Raw genomic sequence first — 20,807 nt, 5'->3', positions numbered from 1 at the left:
TATCGGGGAGGCGCGTGGCGTTCAGTTAGGAAAGGTGGGACTACTCTAACAATCCGCTGTTCGATCCGTGCGGGAGTGTGACGGATCCTGCGGGGCGAATTGTAAAGTCGGAGGCGAGGTCTTGATAAGACAGCACGGCGAGATCAACCCCGTTTCGCGTCAGAAAGCCGCGGACGAAACGTCGGACATCCATCGACGTCAACAGAATAGGGCGGGTTTGACCCGGTTCTGCGTTCGAAAGGACCTGACGTATCTGTGATAGCATGGCTTCGCTTTGCCGATCCTCCAGTGCGAGATAGGGGCCTGCATCCGAATCTCGAACCGCGCCACGCATCACATCCTCGCTCTCGCGCTCGACGACCAGGGCGGACACGATGCCCTCCGTGTTGGCATGGCGGTGGCAGATCTGTCGCTTCAAACCAGAACGGACATATTCCGTCAGCAGGGCAACGTTTTGCTCACGCTCGCTCCATTCGGCCAATGCCTCCAACACGAGACGGGTGTGGCGGATTGGGATACCTTCCTCCAGGAGGCGGCGCAGAACATCGGCAATCCGAGGAATCGGCGTCGTGCGTAGCACCTCTTTCACAAGCTCAGAATATTCCTGCTCCATTCGGCCCAGGAAATGTCGGGTCTCTTGGATGCCCACCAATCGCGGTGCGTAGCGGGTCAACGCTGCATGGACGCGCAAGGCGAGGAGTTCGCCGGGAGCCCTATGCTCCGTGCCGGCGCCCGTAAGGGCCTTTGCAGGGGTATGTTCAACCGGGAGTCTGTCCGTTTTCGGCTCACGTCTAAGGGGGACACCGCTCGAGTCGACGTGCGCTACATCGGCTCGGAGCGCCATCTGGTTTGGATCTAAGGCGTCCTGTTCGACTGGCACGCCCTCGACATCAATTCGGAATTGCGATTCAGGCAGCTGCTCGTCAACCAAGACAGGGATGCGAGGAACGATAATGCCCAGATCGGCTGTGACCAGGAGCGAAACGCGCCCAATATGTTTTTGCAATTCGGCTTGATCGACCGCCTGCATAAGATCTGGCGCTAGAAAAAATGCGATCGGGAATTCCTTCGCAGGCGCGGCTTGCTTAGGCTCCGCTGCAGTTCCACCTTTCGCATCGGCAGTGCCGGCGCCCAGCACATCAGCCTTGACAATGCTTACCGCAGCGAACACTGCGGCCAGCATCAGAAAGACGGGGAGGGGAAACCCAGGAACGAACCCCATTACAACCAGGACGCCGGCCGCCAGTCGCAAGGCTCGAGTGCTGGCCGTGAGCTGACTGACCATTTCTGTACCGAGGTTGATCCTCGCCGTCCCAGTCACACGGGTGACGATGGTCGCCGCAGTAATGGAGAGCAGAAGGGCCGGAATCTGCGATATCAATGCATCGCCTATCGTCAGCAGAGTGTAGTGATGCAGTACCTCGCCGAAGGACATGCCCTTGGAGAGCAGGCCGATCGAAATTCCACCCAGCATGTTGATGCAGATAACCACCAGCCCGGCGATGGAATCGCCCTTCACAAATTTCATCGCGCCGTCCATCGCGCCATAGAGTTGGCTTTCCTTCTCCAATTCGGCGCGCCGCCGGCGGGATTCGTTGGCATCGATGTGGCCGTTGCGTAGCTCTGCGTCGACCGCCATTTGCTTGCCCGGCAGAGCATCCAGCGTGAAACGCGCCGCCACTTCTGCCACCCGTTCGGCACCCTTCGCGAGGACCATGAATTGCACCATGGTGACGACCAGAAATATGACGAAACCCACCACGATATTGCCTGAAATGACGAAATCGCCAAAAGTATGAATAATGCTGCCGGCCTCCCCCTCGGCCAGGATCAGTCGCGTCGTTGCGACCGTGAGCGCGAGACGGAAGACAGTGGAAATCAAAATAACGCCGGGCAAAGAGGAAAAATCAAGTGGAGTACTGACATACAGGGCAACCATCATCAGCAGTATGGCCAACCCCATATTGAATCCTATCAGGGCGTCGACCACCACGACCGGGATAGGCATGACCATCATCGCGACAGCCAGAAGCAGCATCAACGCAACCATTAAATCCGGGCTGGCCGGCGCACGCTTGATGAAGTCACGCAGGACGTTGGCCATCGAGATACCTTTGCAATCGGTTGAGACTTACTCTGCTGTTACGCCATGAAACGTGGCTTTCGAACTCCGAAGGCGCCTCAGCCTTGGCCAGCGCGTGACCCTGCATGAGAGCCACGAGCAGGCGCGAAATGGCTGGGCAGCAAATGTTTCCAACGCAGCCAGCTTGTCAGCACCGAGCGCGGCAGGATGTTTGGCTGGCCATAGAGTGCTGCTTGATGGGGCCTGCGAGCTTTCAATATTGGAGAGCAGCAATGCGGCCATTCCTGCTCAGCAGCACACGGCTGTCCTCAATACGTTCGACCACCCATCCATCAGCCAAAATGGCGCCGACAAAATACTTCTCGCTGTCGATGACAATATATGGTTGGACCCCATGCCACACAGCTTCGACCGCGATTGCGGATGGCGCCTTCTCCTCTTTGATGAGCACTCCGTTCACCAGTGTTAGAGTACCCTTGGTGCGACGATCGAACGATTGCTGAAGCTTCTGCCAGCTGATGACCGATTCAGACGTGACGGTGCCTTCGGCGGTCACAACACCCTTTGCCGACCCAATCTTGACGTCGAGAAGACCCGCTCGATCGACTTCCTCCTGCAGCTCTTGGGCCGCTGCCTCCGTAAGTTCATTGTCAGCGCGGTGACTGATCGTTCTGGACGCGACTTCAGCCCGAAGTGAATTGGGGCTCGATCCACTTGCATTGCCAAGATAGGAGATCGTGCCTGAAAGCGCGCCGATCCCGAGTGAGCTGATTATGACCATGGCGAGCACACCGATCGGTAGGCGCGGTATGCCGGTCGAACCAGGCGGCTCTGCATCCTGCACGGACAAAGCAATGGACATCTCGCCTACGAGCAGGACGACAGGAAGGGGCACAACAACGGACTGGCCTGCGGCGATATTCCGGTTGCCCTCGATACTGATTCCGGGTGCAAGCGCCTCCAGTTCGATCGACTTGCCAAGAAGAGTTACACGAAGGTGATGCGGTGCCAGTCCCTGCTCGACAAAGACCAAATCGGCATCGAAGCCGCTGCCGATTAAACACTTTTGAAGATCCGTCTTGCCGGTCAGACCGCAATAGTGCCCCGAACGCACTTCGAAACGGAGGGAAACGGCGTCATCCACAGAGCATCTCTCAAACAGGATAGAAGCCGCATGGCAATTGCCATGCGGCTCATTTCGGGACTACGTCGCGTCAATAAGGAGACGCGCTAGGGGGCAGTCTAAAACCCGCCTCCGACATTACGAAACGCGTTCGTCGGCGGCCTTCTTGATGGTCTGGAGATTGGTCGTTAGAGTGCGCAACTGGACACTCCTTTTCGTCGCCTCCAAGCTAACATTGGTTAGTTCCTGCACTTGCGCCTGAAAAGCAGTAGCATCAGCTCCGCTTGTATTGCCGGGAGTGCCACTGTTAGTTTTATCGGTATTGCCGGCGCTACTGGTATTGGTATTGCCTGATTTTTTATTATTATCAACTGCAGCCATGATCATTCCTTTTTCTGTTGGAGTTGTGCCGTCAATAACGGCCTGTATGACCTCACGCCGGATTTTCCCGCGTCAGGCATCTTCTGTGTCATCCAAAGCTTCATCGGCCTCAGCCATCGCATCGTTCGCGAATTGGAACGCGAACGATCGCAGGATACTTTGGAAGGCTTCACTTTGTGCTGCAGACTGTGAGTTGTCTTGAAGTTGATCATTTGAAACGGTCCGGTTATCCGCCCGATCGTTCCCGCCAGCTGCCTTGCCATCATTCCCACCAGCTGGCTTGCCATCATTGCCATCAGCCGGCTTGCCATCACCAGAATGCTCGGATTTCGAATCCCCATGGCCCTTTCGGATCAAGGAAGTCCCGAGGTTGCCAACTCCACTCCCAATTGCTGCTATCATCAGGTACTCCGGCATTTGCCATTGGCGGCGACGTGTTAAAGGTTAACCTCGATCAAGCTAAGGGCGGGAGCTTTCGAGAACCTGACGGCTTTTGACAAAAACCGGCCAGCGCAAAAACCGTATGCTCTGCAGGATGTTGCTCTCGCATCGAACAGTCGACCACGATCTCGGCTGTTCGGCCAATCCCGCCGTCCACGCATGCCGCGACCGAATGGCAGCCGCAGCAGCTCGTTTGCATCTCGACGCTGTGGTGTCGAACAGGAGACACGGTCCACGTGCTGCATGACCGCAATGACCATATTCTTGCTGGCTCCACGCGCGCACGCAACGAGCAGGAACTCGGTCTTTGCATCACCATTCTCTCGCCTGCACATCACGGCCCGGCGCGGTGAGCTCATTGGCCTCGAGAAGGTCGGCGACCGTACGAACATGGGATGGTCTGCCGGCTTTGGGAGGCCGGTGCGGATCCTCTTCTCACCATATCGAAAGCTTGAAGCGGTCGGATTTTCTTGCCCTGTTCGTGAGAACTCCCATCGTCAGCTAATCGTCAGCCAAGCGGTCTATCTAGGCCGGCCGTGCCTGACCTTCGGATCCAAAGGTCCCGTCTCGACACTTTTTGTAACTATAGATCGAAATGGTTTCCCGCGCGATACGCAACGCACACGCTTCTCTGAAGCAAATGTGTGACTTTGTCGGTGGCGAACGAGAGGAGTGACGCATCAATAAAATCGTCAGGCACGTGTCTAGGAAGGGGAGCTGGCCGAGTTGGTCTGATTTCATTCGCTGTTCCTGGAAATCGGCGGACTGAAGCGCTGATAATCTCAGGACATCGATGGCAACGTTGCGAAAGTCCTGTGAGCTCGGGCCAATCTTGGCCTGCTACTGAGAAGCACTTTGGCGGGAACATTACGCCGTCGCGGGTCTGGCTGACCGTGACGTTAACCGAAAGATGCCGCTGGTCTCGTCAGCCGCCAGCACAATAGCAGCACATTCTCGCCTACTACGGAGACGCAATATGAAGGGCATTGGCCGACCACGGAAATCGCAGGCTGAAACTGGAGCCAGCCGCGCGGGGCGGGCGAGCAGTTCCCTTTCGCAATCAAGTCTTGCTGCGGGAGAAGGTGGACAGTCATTCGATTCCGTTGTGGAGCAGATGCGCTCTGGGGACGCCGATAGGAGGCCCTCCTCCCTTCCAGTTGCGCGCGGTCCAGGCGATGCCCGCGAAAGTCTGCCAGGCGCCTCGATTGGCGAAGATCAAATCCTGAACACACCGCCACGTGGAGCCGCTGCGCCACCACGCGGAACCGTAGCGCCACGTGGCGCAGCCGCAAGGCGGCGCGGTTCTCCCTCCATGTCTGAGGGCGAAGCCATGGCGCCGGTCGGTAGCCAACTATCAACCGCGCAGGTGGAAGGCACCAGCTCATCGTCAAATGAAGATATCAGTCCGACACAGCTCAGAATGAACAGTCTTGTTCAACAACTGACTGATTGCGAGGCTGCGGCCAGGAAAACCGACGTCCCCGAGGAGGCGGTGGAGCTGATCAGTCGGGTCGTCGGTGCAGCCTCAGCAATTCTGGAGTACCGCGCTAGCCTGCCTGCGGCTGAGGCGCAGACAATTATGCCAGACGACAAGGTGCGTAGATGTTGCCAGATCGTGTGCGACGCCGCGAATGAAGTAGACCAACTTGGCCTGTCGACGATCACGAAATTGGACGAAAAGACCAAGATAGCGGCAGGTATGGTCGATAGACTCTACTCCTACTCCCAGGCGGACCGGCAGGAGCTGTTGATTTTAAATGTGGAGAACCACCATACGGCGGCAATTAAGTGGTGGGAAAAAAAGGCATGGCGCTCCGAACGACAGCGATCCGCCTGCGCTGCCACCGCTAGCCTATCCAGTGGTACGCCCGTGATGCGGGAAGCCGAGCGGTGCGCACTGCGGCTGCGTGCCGGCTCGGTACTGAGTGTCAGGATCTGGCTGGTCCGTGAGCGGATCGGTCTTGCGCGGGCCAAGATTGAACTGCGGGCGAGCAGGTTCGAGCCAGATTTGAAGGAACTCCTCGTCGGTCGAAATGGAGTGGTGCAGCTGATGGCAAGCGCCGCTCAAGAAGCTCTTCGCGCCCTCTCTTTGGCGAAGGGCATAATGGATGGCAAAACACTCAACGCTCATGATTGCGCGGTTGTAGAAAAAATCATGGAGCGGCTTTCGGATTTTGGATTGGCGTTGCACGAGGTGCATACCAAGCTAAGCCATACCTACCCAGATGCCGGCCTCCCATTGAAACTGTTCGAACGGATCGTGGACGATGCATGGATCACTGCGCACGATGCCATGCACTTGTTGAACCTGCAGTCTCCGCCGTCAGCCATCATGGCGCCACAGGCCCAGGCGGGCGCTGCGATGCCGGCCAGGGCAGGCGCTGCGATACCGGCTGACACTGCTGGTACGGCTGCAGTGTCAGAAGGCACTACAGCGCGAAGGAAAGGGAAGTCAAAGCATAAGTCGGCAGCTCGCGCCGGGACTTCTGCCGCCGGGCAGCCATCAACACCAGTCGCTGCGAACGCCGGCACAGTGCCAGCAGCCAAGGTTCTCGCGCGCTCGGATCAAGTTGCGAGTACACAGGTGAGAGCGCAAGAGGTGGCTGCGAGTTCGTCGGGGGCAGGCTCGACAATCGGGGGCGCCGCGTTGTCAATGGAGGTATTGACGGAGCGGCTCAAACGATTGGACGAACTTTTGCAGTTCGATCTGGCCGGTCAGCAAAGCGTCGTCTCCCAAGTGCGCCAGATGAAGCCTGAGGAGGCCGGTAAGGTCGTGGACGATGTGGCCCAGTACCTGCGAGCCCAGGCCATTGAGATGCAAACCTGTCTCGCCGGGTTGCAGGGGCGTAATGTACGCCTGCTACTCACCTCCACCCAGCTACCCAAAGTGCACGAACGCACAGACCAGCTCAAAGGGTTGCTGAACATGGTGCTGGGACAGGCCAACGCATTGAATGAAGGAAAAGCCGGCATTACGACTGATTGCATGAAGACCTACGCATTTCCGGCGCAAAAATACCTGGAACATTTGTGCAATGCCGACGAATTGATGCCGCCGGAAGCACCGGTCGCGCTGCGTGGCGAGCCAGGAAAGCTGTTTGAGATGAAGCTGCAGCCCAAGATGCTGGTCAATGGTGCGATGCCGAGCCCGATGTGGGTGCACATCCACACGAGTCGCCCCGTCATGGCCAGAAACTTGGAAGGGCTGGCTGATTCCGAATTCACCGCTTGCCACGTTAAATCCAACGAACAGCGCGGCTACAATCGAGAGCGAGAGGAAGCCGATGCTAGGTCCGGTCGCGAGAAGGTCATAATTCATCGCGGCAAACTCACCCCCGCTTTCTGTAAGTCTTTGTTGACCTCGGGGCTTGGCCGCCAACCACGCAATTCGCGTGCCGAGCTCCCGTCGGCGCAGGCTGCATGACAGGGCACGTACTTTGGAGTCTAGGGCAGAATGCGGCCGGCCACGCTGTGAGTCAGCGAGCATTTCTCCTGGCCAAACCGCGAATGCCGCTGCGCGAGTTGCGGTCCGGCGATTGGAGTCGATCGGCTACCGTCAGGGCCGATTTGCGATGTCGCGTTACCTGCTGTTGACGTGGCGGCGTATCTTGCCTCCCATCCAACTTATCGCCGAGATCGCGCCGCCAAGATCGAGGCGGAAGGTCTTCCTGCGAGCGCGGAGCAGGCATAGCCGATCCGATCGGGATCGGCGCATCGCAACGACCCAACGGTGTGGTGGAGAAAATTGGATTCGGGAGAGCTCGTATCCAAGAGGCGGAGTTCCGGCCCGAATACAATCCGCTCGCAAGCACCCACGATGCGCATCCGCAGTTTATTGTCTGGGAGATGGGCTGGATTGCTCGGCGGCGCTGGCGCTAAGGCGGGGCTGTCGCCGGACAATTAGCATTCACTGCCAACAGCCTTGCAACCGTCACCAGTTGCAAGGCTCGGCGGCGGGTCGACAAATCACATGAAATCGTCGTCGGACCCGCTATCGCTGCTGTCGCTGTCCTCGGTTTTGTGGAGATAGAGTGGAGGTTTGCCTGCACGCTGCCACTCACCGGCACTGTTCTTCGTCCATTTGTCGGGATGCTGCGTAGGGTCAAGCACCAGGTCGCCATGATCCACTTCAACAAACCCCATCGTCTGCGCGCGCGCTTGTGCTTCCGGATTAGCCGCACGCCAATTCAGCAACGGTCGGTCGCCGTCTATCCGAAGTTGATGCTCCAGCAGAATATCGCCCGCATTTTCGACGAGCGGATGGGCGACTTGAAGATCCACTATGGAAGTGACCTCAGTTCGACCAGGAAATTGTTCCCGCCAACTTTCCGATTCGAACTCGTTCATGCTGAATCCGCCTTCCATTCTCAGCAGTCCGGCACTCCGGTCTCCCAATTGGTAACTGAAATATCGCGCGTGCTCCGTATCTCGACGGATGCCATATTGCTGAGCAACGTCCGCGGTGCGCCTGGCTCGTGACGATACGAACTCCGAATACTCTTGAGGATTGTCGGCGATGTGCGTGATTTCATCACCATGAAATTGCCTCACCTGTCTCCTGAAGGAAGTCCTGTTGATCTCCACCACAGGAGGTCGGGAATTGAGGGAGTATGCTTGGGGAGCCGCCGATGATGAGGCGCCGCTACCTTCCGATCCGGACAAGTGCATTCGGGCAAATGTGTCCGCGAACCCTTCGCTTCCTGCATCCGATTGCTCGCCGGCATTATGCGCGCGGTAACTATCGGATGAGCCACCAATTCGACCATACATGACGATTCGTACTCCTATGTTTCGCAACCGAGCTCAAGTTAGCACGGCTGTTCAACATAGGGCGCTTAGTTGACGACTAGCTGACGAGGGCATTCCAACGGCTGCACCAATCAAATCCGCACTGCCGGCCTCAAAACCTCGGACTGCGCCACGCACCGGCCAGCAGAGGCTGCAAGGTCATGCACGGAGGACTTGCCGTAGTTGCTGGGTGGCAGATCCGAGGGGAGTGATTGCCCCAGGCCCGCGGTTGCGCGGTTGGCCTGACAGAGACACTGGGGCACGGATGGCCAGCCGACATTTGCCACTAGCATGGAGCCAGGTCAGTTTTGAACTGGCAGTCGTGGACTTCCAATGACTAGGCCAAGCCTGCGGCAAAGAATGCTTTCGCGACAGGCTGGAAATATTGCATAGGAACCGCGTGGCCGAGTTTTGTAGTGCCTATCAGCTGACGCGCTAAGACATGGTCATGGACGATCGTCAGGCGTAGTGCCCGCGCCTCGCTCAACACATGTGAAACGCGCTCACCTTCGGCACGGCAAACTAAGAACGGCACCCCGGTTTCACCGCGAACGTAACGCAGACCGATCAGGACCGCCCTTCCTGTTAAGACCAGCGTGGCGCGATGCACGCCAAGCGCAGGCTCGTCGGCCGCCTCCTCGCGGATGCGACGCTGTTCACCTTTCAACTCTGGCGCTCCTTGCTGATCCTTCGACTCGCGCGTCACTTCGGTATTGGTCATGCGCATTTCGCGCAGATACAACGCGCGCTGGAGCAGGAGATCGATCAGTCCGCCGACCAGCAGTGCGCCGGCGCCAATTCCCATCAGCAATTTTGTCTCCATAAAGATGAGGCCAACACAGCCCATGCCGCAGATCGGCAGAGGGACCATTGTCTTCCACATCCCGAGAAGGACAATGGAAAAGGTTGCGCTGAGAACCAATACCTTGAACATGGTCTTGCAGACTTCGACCATGGAACGAGCAGACCCCAAGCGCTTCAGCCCTTCAAAGGGGTCAATTTTCTTAAAGCTGAGCTTCATCGGCTCCAGAGAGAAGACAAATCCACCATTGGCTAGCAGGCTGGCCAAAATCACCGCAGCGACGAGGGTTCCAAGCAGCGGGCCAACAGCCGCGACGGTGAGTTGGACGAGCACAACCAATGCCTGCGGCACCGCGGTATCGAAAGGTAGGCTCTGCAACTTGGTGGCTAATAGGAGCGCTTCCCGGCATTTGTCCTCGATCACGCTGCCTCTTAGCCAAAGGTAGCCGAGCCCAGCGCAAGTCCCGACCGCGCGGACGAAATCGGAGCTACGTGGCAGCTGTCCTTTTTTGCGCGCTTCACTTAACTTCTTCGGGCTGGCGGCGTGTGTCTTCTCTTCACTTGTGTCGCTCATGGCAGCAATTTGTCAAACCACTCCAGCACGCCGTTGGCACGTGTGACCTCCAGTTTCATGCTCTCCACCAGATAGGCAGCGTAGGTGACCATGAGAACTGGAAAGACAATGTTCTTGATTGCCGGAGACAGTTGGCTCGCCTTAAATTGCGGGGCAAAGCGACGCAGCAGCATCATCGATATATCAATCAGTATCAGGAAGAACACGACAGGCCCCGATACCAATAATGCCGTGCGCATTATGCTGTCGAGAAGCCCCAACAACTCCATTGCTCCTGGCCCGCTCAGTGTCGGGTGAAACTGATACACCGGCCAGATCAAGTAGCTGCGGTACAGGACACTGATCAAAGTTTCCAGGCCTCCTGATCCGACGAATATGGCAATCGCAGTGATCCCCAGAAAAACGCCCATCGCGGAAGCCTGACTGTTCGTCGCGGGATCGGCCGAAGCGGTCGGGCTGCTGATGCCGCGTTGGTTGTCGATAAGCTCCCCGGCAGCCTGAAGGCCCCAAAGCGGAATGCCAAGAAAAGTGCCAAGGAGTACACCGACAAAAACTTCCTTGAATCCGAGCAGGGTTAGCTGGATCAGGCGCGTATCAGGATCCAGCGCCGGCAATCCGCCGCTGACATGTGCCAGGCATGGTAGTGCGAAGCCAACAGCCAAACAGCCCCGGATCAGCCCACTGATCTGCGAGCGTGTGAATACGGGAAAGATCAGCATGATGCCCATCGCGCGGGCTGCCCCAAGACCTGCCGCAACGACGAGTTCGAGAGCCGTCTGGATCAGAATTTGAATATCGGCCGATGGCGCGTCCATGGGGCGGACTAGTAGCTAAGTGTCATTGCGGGAAACTCGGTGAAGATCTGATCGGCTAGCTCTATGAGCGGGGCGCTTAGCACAGGAGCAAACAGCCCAATCACCGCGACAACGACCAGAAGCTTCACGGTGAGCGGCAAGCTTTCATCCTGGATCTGCGTCGCCGCCTGGAGGATGCCGATGACGAGGCCGACAACCACTGATGCAATGAGCGGCGGTAGAATCCAGATCATGAAAACCACCAGTGATTGGCTCATAAGAGTAATGATGCTGGATTCAGTGATGATCAGCCTCCCGGTAACGTATAACTCAGCACAAGCCCATGCATCAATTTTGACCAACCATCAATGGCAACAAACAAGAAGATCTTGAACGGGACAGATATAACAGTTGGTGAGACCATCGACATTCCCATCGCCATCAAGATAGTTGTCACTATCAGATCTATAACAATAAAAGGCAGATAAAGTAGAAATCCTATCTCAAATCCACGCTTCAATTCCGATAGCAAGAAAGATGGTACAAGTATTGCAAAGTCATCAGGCGTGGCTGCAGCGTGCATTTCCTCTGGCCAGACCTTTTCTGTCGAAGATAGGAAAAATCGCCGCTGCTCTTCATTTGTGAATTTCTTGAGATGCTCGCGCAAGGGCTCACTTCCGGCTTTAGCGGCGCTTACCCAGTCGTCGAATGTCTGATAGTGGAGCTTGGGATCCGACATGCGGTCATAGGTCTGCTCAGCAACGGGCGCACTAACGAACATAGTGAGGATCATCGCCGCGGCGTACAGCACCACATTGGGTGGTATGGTCTGGGTCCCGAGCGCATTGCGGACGAGGAAAAGAACAATTGATACCTTTACAAAGGCCGTTGTCGTGGCAACTGCTAAAACCAGCAGACCGAGTCCGGCGGTAACCGCAAGAAGCGCCAGGATTGTCGGCTGAGCTTCACTCATTGCATGCAAACCCGCCACGCAGCCTGATGCCCAGCTCTTCTCCGATGCGGACAATGTCGCCACGCCCGATACGCTGACCATTGGCCACTATGTCGACCGGGCCGTCGATCGGCCATCCAAGTTCAAAAATATGCCCTTCGCCGGCACTTCTTAATTCCCCAAGAGAAATAGGCCAGCGGCCGCATTCAAAGACAAGCACGATCTCGACATCGTCGAGATCCTTAGTAAGCTCCAGTTGCGATCCGGGTTGTGTCATATGCGCACTCTCCAAAGGACACGGTCGCGGGCGGAAAGGCCCCCGCAAGATTAATTCATCGCCGTCAAGATCCGCCTCGGCGCACAACTGGCCGACAGCTAGGGTGATCTGGCCGCGGCCGAACGGCGCAATATCGGGCAACAATGCATCACCGACACATGCGCTTCGAAGAAGCGCCGCAGGAAGGCGAAGCGTGCCGACCTCTCCTGCAACAATGAGCGGGAGCTCTGGAGGCAGCCCGCCCAGCTGCCGCGGCAACTGGGCAAGCAGTTCGCCTAGCGCGCGAAACGCAGGCGGTACTAAGCCGTCAAGTGGCGTGAACAGGAATAGACGGCCCTTGCCCTTGACCGCGCCGAAAATGATGTCGAGTTCAAGATGAGGAGCCAGCATCGTGGCTTCGCATACCCGCACGAGTTGCACGTTCAGACGCGTCGTCTCCTCCAGTCGAGTGACAAGCGGCTCCAGAGCGAGTTCGAGAATTAGCGAAGCAGTTGGCTCGGAAGGGAAGGCCAAGCCGTTCTGCACTGTCGTGATGAACTCCTCTACGAGCGGGCGCGACAGTGACAAGATGACCGTTTCGGCTCCCACTCTCCAGACGCAGTCAAGCATCGGAATGGCAGCAGGTTCCTGCTGCCAGACAAGCCCTGCCGTTCGCACCGATAGCGGCACCTCGTTGATCCGGCTTTGAAACGGCGTGCGCGGCGCTGCTGTATCATTGAGCCACGAGACAACCGTGTGGGACAGTTTCAGAACTGGTTCGAACATGGCGGGTGTGACCGCAGCGCCTATCAAAGACTGCACGGTCGTGTCATTCGGACGACCTCTTGCGACCGTCGGATCCGGTTGCGCGGCATTTAGGCAAGCGACCCCCTCGCATATTTCAGCAGTATCTCATCGTCGGCCTCGATCTCGGCTGCGGCCTCCGAATGAGTCTCGACGGCGCGCCGCACGTCGTCCTCGATTTGTTGCCATTTGTCCCTTGCCGCCGAACATATGACCCATAGCTCCCTCGTCCTGGACGCCGCCATCTCAGCCTCCTCTTGAGCGATTTGGGTATCATCAAGCATCTGCCGTCTGGAATTGATCTCAGCGGCAAGTTGTTCAGTGTGAAGGCGGTGACGGTCGAGCGCTGCGCTAGACAAGTTGTCGAGTGACATCAGATGCTGATAGAGCGCTGCTTCTTTTCTTGAACAATGTTGCTGTATCATTGCAAGCTCCCTAGAGGCATTTTGTACGGCTGAGGCGGCCACATCGCGCTGGGCTTCCTTCTCGGACAGCTCGCCAAGGGCACGACGCTCTTGCATTTCCTTCAGAAGCCGTAACCTCGAAGACTGAATCCAGTTTACGCGGTCAGACGCGACATCCATGCGACCGTCTCCTCGAAATCTGACGCGTCATCTTCGCTCTGGCGCAGAAACTCCCTCAGTTCGTCGATTGACGCGACAGCCCGGTCAGTCAGGGGATCTCCACCTGGCTTGTATTCGCCAACATTGATCAAGAACTCGGTCTCGGCATAGCGCGACAGGAGCTCGCGGAAAATGGATGCTGCCTTGCGATGTGTCCCCGAAACGACTGCATCCATGACGCGGCTGCGACTCTGCAGCACATCAATAGCGGGGAAATGCGATCGCGCCGCAATAGCGCGTGAGAGGATGACATGGCCATCGAGAATACCACGCGATTCCTCGGCGATTGGATCACCCGTGCCATCACCCTCTACAAGCACCGTATAGAAGGCCGTGATTGAGCCCCGCTCACCCATGCCGGCGCGCTCGAGCAGGCCTGGCAGCATGCCAAAAACGGAAGGAGGAAAGCCCCGTCGCGTCGGCGGCTCACCCGCAGCAAGGCCTATTTCGCGCATAGCGCGGCAGAAGCGCGTCAGCGAATCCAGCATGAGAGCAACGCGTAGGCCTTGATCTCGGAAATATTCCGCGAGCGCAGTCGCCATCGGAGCGCATTGCGCACGCTCTACCGCCGAGCGGTCGGATGTTTCAACCACGACGACTGTACGGAGAAGGCCCTCTTCACCAAGATTCCTTTCGATGAATTCACGAACTTCCCGTCCACGTTCGCCTATGAGCGCCACTATGACGACGTCAGCGGCGGCACCCTTTACGATCTGTGACAACAGCGTCGACTTGCCACCACCTGGCTCGCCATAAATCCCGATCCGCTGGCCCTCGCCGCACGTCAGCAGACCATCGAGGACACGGACCCCAAGCGGGAATGGCCGCTCAATCATGCGCCTCGTCATCGGATTGGGGGCTCTGCCATGCAGGGGCCGAGTTTCGACGGTCTTGATTTCGCCTTTGCCGTCCAATGGGCGGCAACGACTGTCGATCACGCGACCGAGCAAATCGCCGCCGACGGGCACCTCACGCATTCGGCCAGTGGCCACGACCTCTGCGCGGCTGGATAGGCCCACCAAGTCCCCGATCGGTGTCAGCAATACACCATCACCCGACAGGCCGATCACCTCGGCCTCGAGCGACAGCCCGGTTCGCGGGTCCTCTAGGAGGCAAAGTTCCCCAATACGAGTGTCTGGCAAGACGGCATGAACCAGTGTGCCGATAGCCCGCGTGATCCGACCGCGCACCGCACGCGTGTCAATTCGCTTGGCCGCAGCCCTCAAAGACGAGATTGCTGGAACGAGAGCTCGAGTGTCGGCGTCAGCGTTATGTTCTGGGACGGGCTTTCTCATAGCTCGCCTTTCTCACAGAGCGTCCCGAAACCAAGGCGCAGCGCGCGCATCTGGGCGTCAAGTCCAAGGTCAACATTGCCGTACTCGCTCCACAGCACGCAGCGTTGCGGCGACAATGTCGGGTCGGGCTCGATCCGCACCCTTGGTCGACCATCCTGGCCGTCGCATCGAGCAAACTCTCGTGCAAGCATGTCGACTTGCATGGGAGAAACATGAAGGCAAACGTCGGCGCCGCTGTATTGACACTCTATGGCGTGACGAACAGCCCTCACCAATAGCTCGCCCGGATCGAAAGCGCCGATAAGATCGCTCAATATTTCCATCACGAGCTGCGGCAATTCCTGCTCCAGAGCCGCCTTTCGTCGCGCGATTTCGGAGATTGTCTCCGCAATCAACCCTGCCATCTCCTCGGTGCCTGCATTCGAGCCCTCCATGTGGCCGCGCGCCCACGCCCGCTGGTAAACCGCGCGTGCCCAGTTTCGAACGCGCTGCCGATGCCGTTCTGCCGCGGCAAGGGCTTGCGCGGCGCTGTGCCAGGTTTCGAGCTCGCTCGCGGGTATCAGTGGTCCGACTGGACGCATCTGCGGCGCTATTGGCCCCTCGGAAAGTTCGACTGTCATTTCACCGGGGTCTCTGTCTCAAAATGAGCTACTACAAGTGAAAGCAATTGGCCGGCGGCGGTCCAATGCTCAGGTGCTGGAGTCTCCGCGGCAGTCCCCTCGGGCAATCGAAGAAGCACGCGGTTACGCTCGGTAGCTGAACTGTCCTGGAGCCAAGCCCCAAGACATGCGTGTCCATCGTATTCGATTTGCTGAGCGAGTTTTTCTGGGTCCGAGATCAGTCTTTTGTCAACAGCATGCAGCAGGTGTCGGATTCCGAATGCGTGTGCCTCCACGCCGATGCGTTTAACAAGGATGGCAAGCTCAGGCTGAGAGACAAACGCGACCAGCGAACGGGCATGCCAGATACTACCAGCAAGAAGGGCCGCTCGATATGGATCATGCCCGCGTAGAAGGTCCGGCCTGCAGCCGATGTGGTTCAGATCCACGTCATCGTTGCCCAGCAATTCTGCCAGCCTTGGATGCAGTCTGGAACACTTCTGCAACTTCACTAACGTTTCGGCCGATAACGCTGGATCAAGACGCGCCGCAAGACGGGTTGGATGGGCCGAAGCCGCAAGCTCGCTCGCGCCCGGAAAGTGCGGACCATCAGGTCGGGCGGTCTGTATAGGCATTGGCAATGAGATGTCACCCACGTCCAATTGCAGGCATTCTTTTGCGAATGGCCTCGACAGCAGAAGCATCCCGGCGCCCCTCGACCTTGGAAACGCCGGTTGATTGCTTGCGCCGACGCGTAACAACGCCGATCAAGAGATAACAGGCCACGCCGAATACGGCTGCGGCAAAACCTGTTACGGTCGCCAGAAGTGGCGCAGGAAGAGGTAGTGATGCTTGTGGCAAGACAGCAGTCGGATCGGGCCGTTGCTCGTGTGCGGACCGTTCTACCGGCACCAAAACCACTTCCACCTTATCGTAGGACAGGCCTTCGATGCTGTCGGCTACAAGCATCTTTATCTTTGGCAGCAGAGCCGCGACATTTGTTTTTGCGTCGTGCCTGATAAACACCGAGGCCGAGGATGGCGTGGCACCGGCTCGCACAAGGTCGTTATGCGGCAGCACGACGTGAACACGTACAGAAAAAACGCCATCGATATCGCTGATCGTCCGCGACAACTCTTCGCTCAGGGCATACACGTAACGGGCACGCTCTTCGGTCGGCGAGGCAATCAGGCCTGATCCTTGGAATATCTCACCGAGGTTCTTGAAGGATTGGCGCGGCAGCCCCTTGGCGTTCAGAAGGTTGATTGAGAAGGCGAGCAGCTTTTCGTCAACCTGGATCGTGCTGGTTCCATCCTTGGCGACCACCCGGATCGCGGCGACCCCGTTGTCTTCAAGAAGTGCGAGCATTTCATTTGCCTCACGCTCTTGCAATTGCGTGTAGAGGTCGGCTTTGCAAGCAGTGAGGGCGACGAGAACTGGCAGCATGACAAGTCTAACCGACCGCCACCCTGACAGGCCACGCATGATTTCGCCCTCGGCCAAGCCAATCATGCGCGCGGTTCAGCCTTCCTTCAAAAGTTTATTCACGGATGATGTGACGCCGCTGACGCCTTTGGAGATAAGCGCCACCTGGGTGACGCCGTTGTAAACATCCCGAAGACCAGCCATCATCGTTTCGAAGTCTTGCCCTTGTTGGGGAATGCCCGAGATTCCGGTTCCCGCCTCACCTGGAACGGGAAGCTTCTGCGCCGGTCCCGGTAGAGCGCCCTTCGAAAGGGCTATGTCATGGTCGAGCGCGGGGAAGGAAACAGTGTTGTGTGGATATAGGGAGGAAATCGTCTGCAACACGCGATCGCCCATGCCGCTCGTCGGCGCAGCCGCGCGCTGAACATCCATCGCCGCAGCAACTGGCGCCGCACTCGCTGGCCCCGCGGCGGCATCGTTTTTCAGCGAGTCGGCTGCATGCCCTAAGGCGCGCTCAAACTGGGCCTGCTCGACAATCGACGGTGATCCGACCCTGGGGAGGCCAGCCGTTAGAGTGGCAGAGATCGACGTGACAGGCATCATCATGTAAGGACTCGGTTGCTCTCTCTGACCGGGCGAGCCCCGCCCATTCATCACCCGGTGTCGGCGCAACACTCCTAGGGGGGCAAGCTGACAACAAGCTGACTAACGGCGGCGTCATTTCGACAATCTAAAATCTCTTCGGCAATTTAGTCACTTGTGATGATTTCAGCGTTTGGTTTATCAGTGCGACATGCCGAGAACGCTTATCCAACCCGTCACCCTGCATGTTTTGAGACTTCTTTGTGCCGGGTTTTTTCTGTCCACCGGGATTCACCCGGCGCATGCAGTCCCGCTGTCCCTTCCGGCGACACCCTATAGATACACGGTTCTGGATCAGGAGCTCGCTGCAGCGTTGCAGGAATTCGGCAACAACCTGAATATCAGGGTCAACATCAGTCCTGCGGTGAAGGGGCGAATTCGCGGACGTATGCCTGATTTGCCACCGCGCGCGTTCCTCGACCGCTTGACGAACCTTTACGGTCTACAATGGTACTATGACGGCCTTGTGCTCTATGTGTCTGCTGCACAAGAGTCGCAAACTCGAATGCTTTTGATGACGTCGATTCGCTTCGATGCGTTCAAGGGGGCTCTCGACAAGCTTGATATCTCCGACGAGCGCTATGTGGTCAAACCCGTGCCAGGCAATGGCCTCGTCTTCGTTTCCGGTCCACCGCGCTTCGTCGCACTCGTGGAGCAGACCTTTCACGGCTTGGTGGCGCAGGCGCAGGCGCAGACTCACATAGCGGCAACGCCAAAGGAATCAGTGCTGATCTTGTTTCGCGGCTCCTCCACTACGGTCGTTCGCGACGGACGACCGGATGCTTCTTATTCTTCTGACATCCCACAACAGGATAGCGTTGGCGGGAAGCCTGAGCTGGGCAAGAAATGAACATTGAGGATTTCCCGCAGCTCTGAAGAACATGACTGCGGCTACCCTTTTGTGAACTCTTCGCAAACTCGTCAGTTTCTCGAAAGCTAATCCGCTCATGATGAGTCCCGGCAGCTCTCGCGGTGACTCCGGCCATTGTGTTGGACCGAACCTTGGAGCCGGCCCGGAACACAGCAATTGAAGGCAGGGCAGGCGCATTCGTGACCTGCCGACGCTTGGAATTGTCGAATTTTGTGAAACGCAAGGGATCTTCTGTCGGGGTCTCTTGTGGGGATTTCAACGTCACGTCTGAGGATGCATAATGTCGGCCAGTAATCTTTCAACTTTCTACCGCTCAAATTCGCTACAGTCCGCAAGGGGTTGGCCGGGCCTGAAAGTTTCCCATTTTGCGACCCAGCATCAGCAAAGTGCATCGTGCTTCGAAGCGATGCTGTCCACTTGTGTGCTGGCAGACAAGCCCGGCTCTTTCGCGCAAGGGGATCTGCCAGCGTCGAATCTTGATTCGACAATGGATAAATTGCGGCAGGACCCTTTGGGCCATCTGGCACCGGATGTCTTGACATTGAATGGCTTGGAGCAACACCCGCTGGATCAGCTGCCGCCAAATATGAGGGCGGCTCTCAAGGAGGACCAATCGCAACGCTCCAAGGCGACTGAAGCCCAACATCTGCTCGGCGTCACTCCGAAGATCGAGCCGGCTCCCAGGGCGAGCCCCGGAATCACGTGGAACGGTGGGTCGCTGACCACGGCTGAGTTGCAGATTGTTGCGGTACTCAACCGTCACAAGGACCAATGCCCGCTTACTTGGAAGTCGTTGACCGACAAAGCCAATGATCCCTCTACGCCACCGGATCTTAAAGCGGCGATCCAGGGACTGCAGCAGGATTCGGGACTTTTTTATGCGATTGGCTCGCAGGGCGACGGCCGCTGTGGAGGCAAGATCAACGCCAAGGACTTGGCCGGATTTTCAAACCACCACCCACAAGTTGCTGCATTTCAGGAAGCCCAAGCGCGAAGCTACGAGCAGAACTACATACCATCCGACGGCAGCGGAGGTTTGCAGCCTTCGGTCATGACCTTGAGCGATGCCTTGCGGGAGTTTTACCGGTACTCCGAAAATCTGTCCAAGGACCTGAGTCTGGATGAGTTCAAGAAAATGGTCGGCGGCGAATCGAAAAACGGCAAATTTCCGCCCCAGGTCATTGCGGCGGCGCAATATTTCCTCGATCACCCCGATGCTTGGAACCAGTTGTGCGGTGGCTCGAAAGGGAAGATGCACAAAGAGGATTTCCTGCAAGTCGCCTCATCGTCGATGAGCCTCACGCAAACTGAGCTGAATACGGTCGAGATGATCAAGGACCATCAGGACACGTTCTTTGGAAGCGGTGTTCTGACTCGCGACAAACTGGCGAAAATGAAAGACGACAAGAGCCTTGATCCGAAAGTGCGGGAAGCAGCCTCTCAGCTCCTTTCAGATCCTCTTTTGTTTGGCCTCCTGAACAATTCGATCACGGGCTATAAGACCCATCATAAATTCTTCGACTTTGGCGGCGGGCATACGGTTGATTCCGGCAATATCAGCAAAAAAGACTTTGCCCATTTTTGCACAAACATGTCGTCTGCGAACCGCAACGTTCAGCAGCCAATCACCCACGGCGCCCAAACCGCAGAAGAGCAGAATGCCGTCGCGGACATGAAGATGGGCCTGATGGACCAGCCTGACATTAAGTCAGCCAAAAAGAACGGCGGGGCCGTCATGCACGTCGTCGACTCCGTGCTCAAAATCGAGACGAAAGTGCTCGACTTGGCGGCAACGGCGGTGGGACTGCTCAGCTTCATTCCGGGCCTCGGACAAGTAGCCGATCTTGCCTCGATGGTTCTCGAGGCTGAGTCGCAAGCAGCCAATCTCCTGCGTACGGCCATTAATGGAGGCGATATGAAGCGAGCGCTGGAGGAAGCTGGCCTCAATATGGCCGCGCAGGCGATCGGCCTTATCGCAGGCCCCGAGGTCAAGCTGGCCATTCGAAATGGGCTCGTAAAGCACCTGATGGAAGAGGCCTTGGCGGCAGGCATTGATCTTTCGGTCTCGACGGCGCAGGACTACGCAGAAGGCTATGTGAATAACCTCAAAGCGCGCCTTGCAGGCGGCCCTGAGCAAAGCCTAGGCCTTCCGAGCATGCCATCATTCCAGAGTGTGGCAAGCAATGTGCCCTTCGTCGGCATTGCCTTATCCTAGCCGTCGCCTTGCGCGGAAGCTTTGGCTCGCGCGCTGACATAAGGGTCATTGTGGCACAAGCAGGGGTTCATCCGCATCAACGCAAGCGGTGTTCCTGACGCCATCTGGATCGGACTGTGAGGGGGATGTCCGAAGTCTGT

The 20,807-nt window shown here is 57.5% G+C and carries 19 protein-coding genes; 3 read left to right on the top strand and 16 right to left on the bottom strand.

What is annotated here, in order from left to right:
- Positions 1-40: 40 nt before the first annotated feature.
- From sctV to P3C39_RS30800, 4 genes are all read right to left on the bottom strand, one after another.
- Complete coding sequence (sctV, locus tag P3C39_RS30815) at positions 41-2,104, bottom strand: type III secretion system export apparatus subunit SctV (protein ID WP_063169272.1); 2,064 nt, start codon at positions 2,102-2,104, stop codon at positions 41-43.
- A 232-nt stretch (positions 2,105-2,336) separates the two neighbouring features.
- A complete protein-coding gene (locus P3C39_RS30810; protein WP_127248571.1) occupies positions 2,337-3,227 on the bottom strand; it encodes a hypothetical protein in 891 nt (296 codons plus the stop codon).
- A 117-nt stretch (positions 3,228-3,344) separates the two neighbouring features.
- On the bottom strand, positions 3,345-3,587 hold the full coding sequence (locus tag P3C39_RS30805) for a nodulation protein NopA (RefSeq protein ID WP_224570034.1): 243 nt from the start codon (positions 3,585-3,587) through the stop codon (positions 3,345-3,347).
- Positions 3,588-3,659: 72 nt separating this feature from the next.
- The gene (locus tag P3C39_RS30800; RefSeq protein WP_081714433.1) at positions 3,660-3,989 is read right to left on the bottom strand and encodes a hypothetical protein; all 330 of its coding nucleotides are present in this window, start codon (positions 3,987-3,989) and stop codon (positions 3,660-3,662) included.
- Between the two features lie 1,351 nt (positions 3,990-5,340).
- Between P3C39_RS30800 and P3C39_RS30795 the strand changes: the two genes are divergently transcribed.
- The gene (locus tag P3C39_RS30795; protein ID WP_245475461.1) at positions 5,341-7,452 is read left to right on the top strand and encodes a hypothetical protein; all 2,112 of its coding nucleotides are present in this window, start codon (positions 5,341-5,343) and stop codon (positions 7,450-7,452) included.
- Positions 7,453-7,994: 542 nt separating this feature from the next.
- On the opposite strand, the gene P3C39_RS30790 is transcribed toward P3C39_RS30795, so the two are convergent.
- The 12 genes from P3C39_RS30790 to P3C39_RS30735 all read right to left on the bottom strand — a co-directional run bounded on the left by P3C39_RS30790 (position 7,995) and on the right by P3C39_RS30735 (position 17,545).
- Positions 7,995-8,798: a hypothetical protein gene (locus tag P3C39_RS30790; RefSeq protein ID WP_024505378.1), complete on the bottom strand. Its 804-nt coding sequence runs from the start codon at positions 8,796-8,798 to the stop codon at positions 7,995-7,997.
- Positions 8,799-9,153: 355 nt separating this feature from the next.
- Positions 9,154-10,191, bottom strand: coding sequence for an EscU/YscU/HrcU family type III secretion system export apparatus switch protein (locus tag P3C39_RS30785; protein WP_024505377.1), 1,038 nt, complete (start codon positions 10,189-10,191; stop codon positions 9,154-9,156).
- A complete protein-coding gene (gene sctT / locus P3C39_RS30780) occupies positions 10,188-11,006 on the bottom strand; it encodes a type III secretion system export apparatus subunit SctT (RefSeq protein ID WP_024505376.1) in 819 nt (272 codons plus the stop codon). The genes P3C39_RS30785 and sctT overlap by 4 nt, the downstream gene beginning before the upstream one ends.
- Before the next feature lie 8 nt (positions 11,007-11,014).
- The gene (locus P3C39_RS30775; protein WP_024505375.1) at positions 11,015-11,290 is read right to left on the bottom strand and encodes an EscS/YscS/HrcS family type III secretion system export apparatus protein; all 276 of its coding nucleotides are present in this window, start codon (positions 11,288-11,290) and stop codon (positions 11,015-11,017) included.
- A 2-nt stretch (positions 11,291-11,292) separates the two neighbouring features.
- Positions 11,293-11,958, bottom strand: coding sequence for a type III secretion system export apparatus subunit SctR (sctR, locus tag P3C39_RS30770; protein ID WP_029354851.1), 666 nt, complete (start codon positions 11,956-11,958; stop codon positions 11,293-11,295).
- Positions 11,951-12,979, bottom strand: a complete 1,029-nt coding sequence (sctQ, locus tag P3C39_RS30765) for a type III secretion system cytoplasmic ring protein SctQ (protein ID WP_095769044.1) — start codon at positions 12,977-12,979, stop codon at positions 11,951-11,953. The genes sctR and sctQ overlap by 8 nt, the downstream gene beginning before the upstream one ends.
- A gap of 89 nt (positions 12,980-13,068) precedes the next feature.
- The gene (locus P3C39_RS30760; RefSeq protein WP_275954910.1) at positions 13,069-13,581 is read right to left on the bottom strand and encodes a hypothetical protein; all 513 of its coding nucleotides are present in this window, start codon (positions 13,579-13,581) and stop codon (positions 13,069-13,071) included.
- Complete coding sequence (gene sctN / locus P3C39_RS30755; protein ID WP_024505372.1) at positions 13,557-14,915, bottom strand: type III secretion system ATPase SctN; 1,359 nt, start codon at positions 14,913-14,915, stop codon at positions 13,557-13,559. The genes P3C39_RS30760 and sctN overlap by 25 nt, the downstream gene beginning before the upstream one ends.
- A complete protein-coding gene (gene sctL, locus P3C39_RS30750; protein WP_024505371.1) occupies positions 14,912-15,535 on the bottom strand; it encodes a type III secretion system stator protein SctL in 624 nt (207 codons plus the stop codon). Before sctL ends, sctN begins: the two co-directional genes overlap by 4 nt.
- A complete protein-coding gene (locus tag P3C39_RS30745; protein ID WP_335930789.1) occupies positions 15,532-16,170 on the bottom strand; it encodes a nodulation protein NolU in 639 nt (212 codons plus the stop codon). The genes sctL and P3C39_RS30745 overlap by 4 nt, the downstream gene beginning before the upstream one ends.
- A complete protein-coding gene (gene sctJ / locus P3C39_RS30740; protein WP_127248569.1) occupies positions 16,163-17,026 on the bottom strand; it encodes a type III secretion inner membrane ring lipoprotein SctJ in 864 nt (287 codons plus the stop codon). The genes P3C39_RS30745 and sctJ overlap by 8 nt, the downstream gene beginning before the upstream one ends.
- Positions 17,027-17,035: 9 nt before the next feature.
- Positions 17,036-17,545 carry a nodulation protein NolB gene (locus tag P3C39_RS30735; RefSeq protein ID WP_024505368.1) on the bottom strand — a complete coding sequence of 170 codons (510 nt, stop codon included), beginning with the start codon at positions 17,543-17,545 and terminating at the stop codon, positions 17,036-17,038.
- Positions 17,546-17,732: 187 nt separating this feature from the next.
- On the opposite strand from P3C39_RS30735, the gene P3C39_RS30730 reads away from it, so the two are divergent.
- Positions 17,733-18,431 carry a secretin N-terminal domain-containing protein gene (locus P3C39_RS30730; RefSeq protein WP_275954911.1) on the top strand — a complete coding sequence of 233 codons (699 nt, stop codon included), beginning with the start codon at positions 17,733-17,735 and terminating at the stop codon, positions 18,429-18,431.
- A gap of 301 nt (positions 18,432-18,732) precedes the next feature.
- On the top strand, positions 18,733-20,667 hold the full coding sequence (locus P3C39_RS30725) for an HrpF/NolX family T3SS translocon protein (protein ID WP_127267847.1): 1,935 nt from the start codon (positions 18,733-18,735) through the stop codon (positions 20,665-20,667).
- Positions 20,668-20,807: the final 140 nt, after the last annotated feature.

The organism is Mesorhizobium sp. XAP4, from assembly GCF_029269325.1.
Classification (GTDB): domain Bacteria; phylum Pseudomonadota; class Alphaproteobacteria; order Rhizobiales; family Rhizobiaceae; genus Mesorhizobium; species Mesorhizobium ciceri.
The sequence above is the reverse complement of the archived record's forward strand: the minus strand, read 5'-3'. Positions and strand labels throughout refer to the sequence as shown.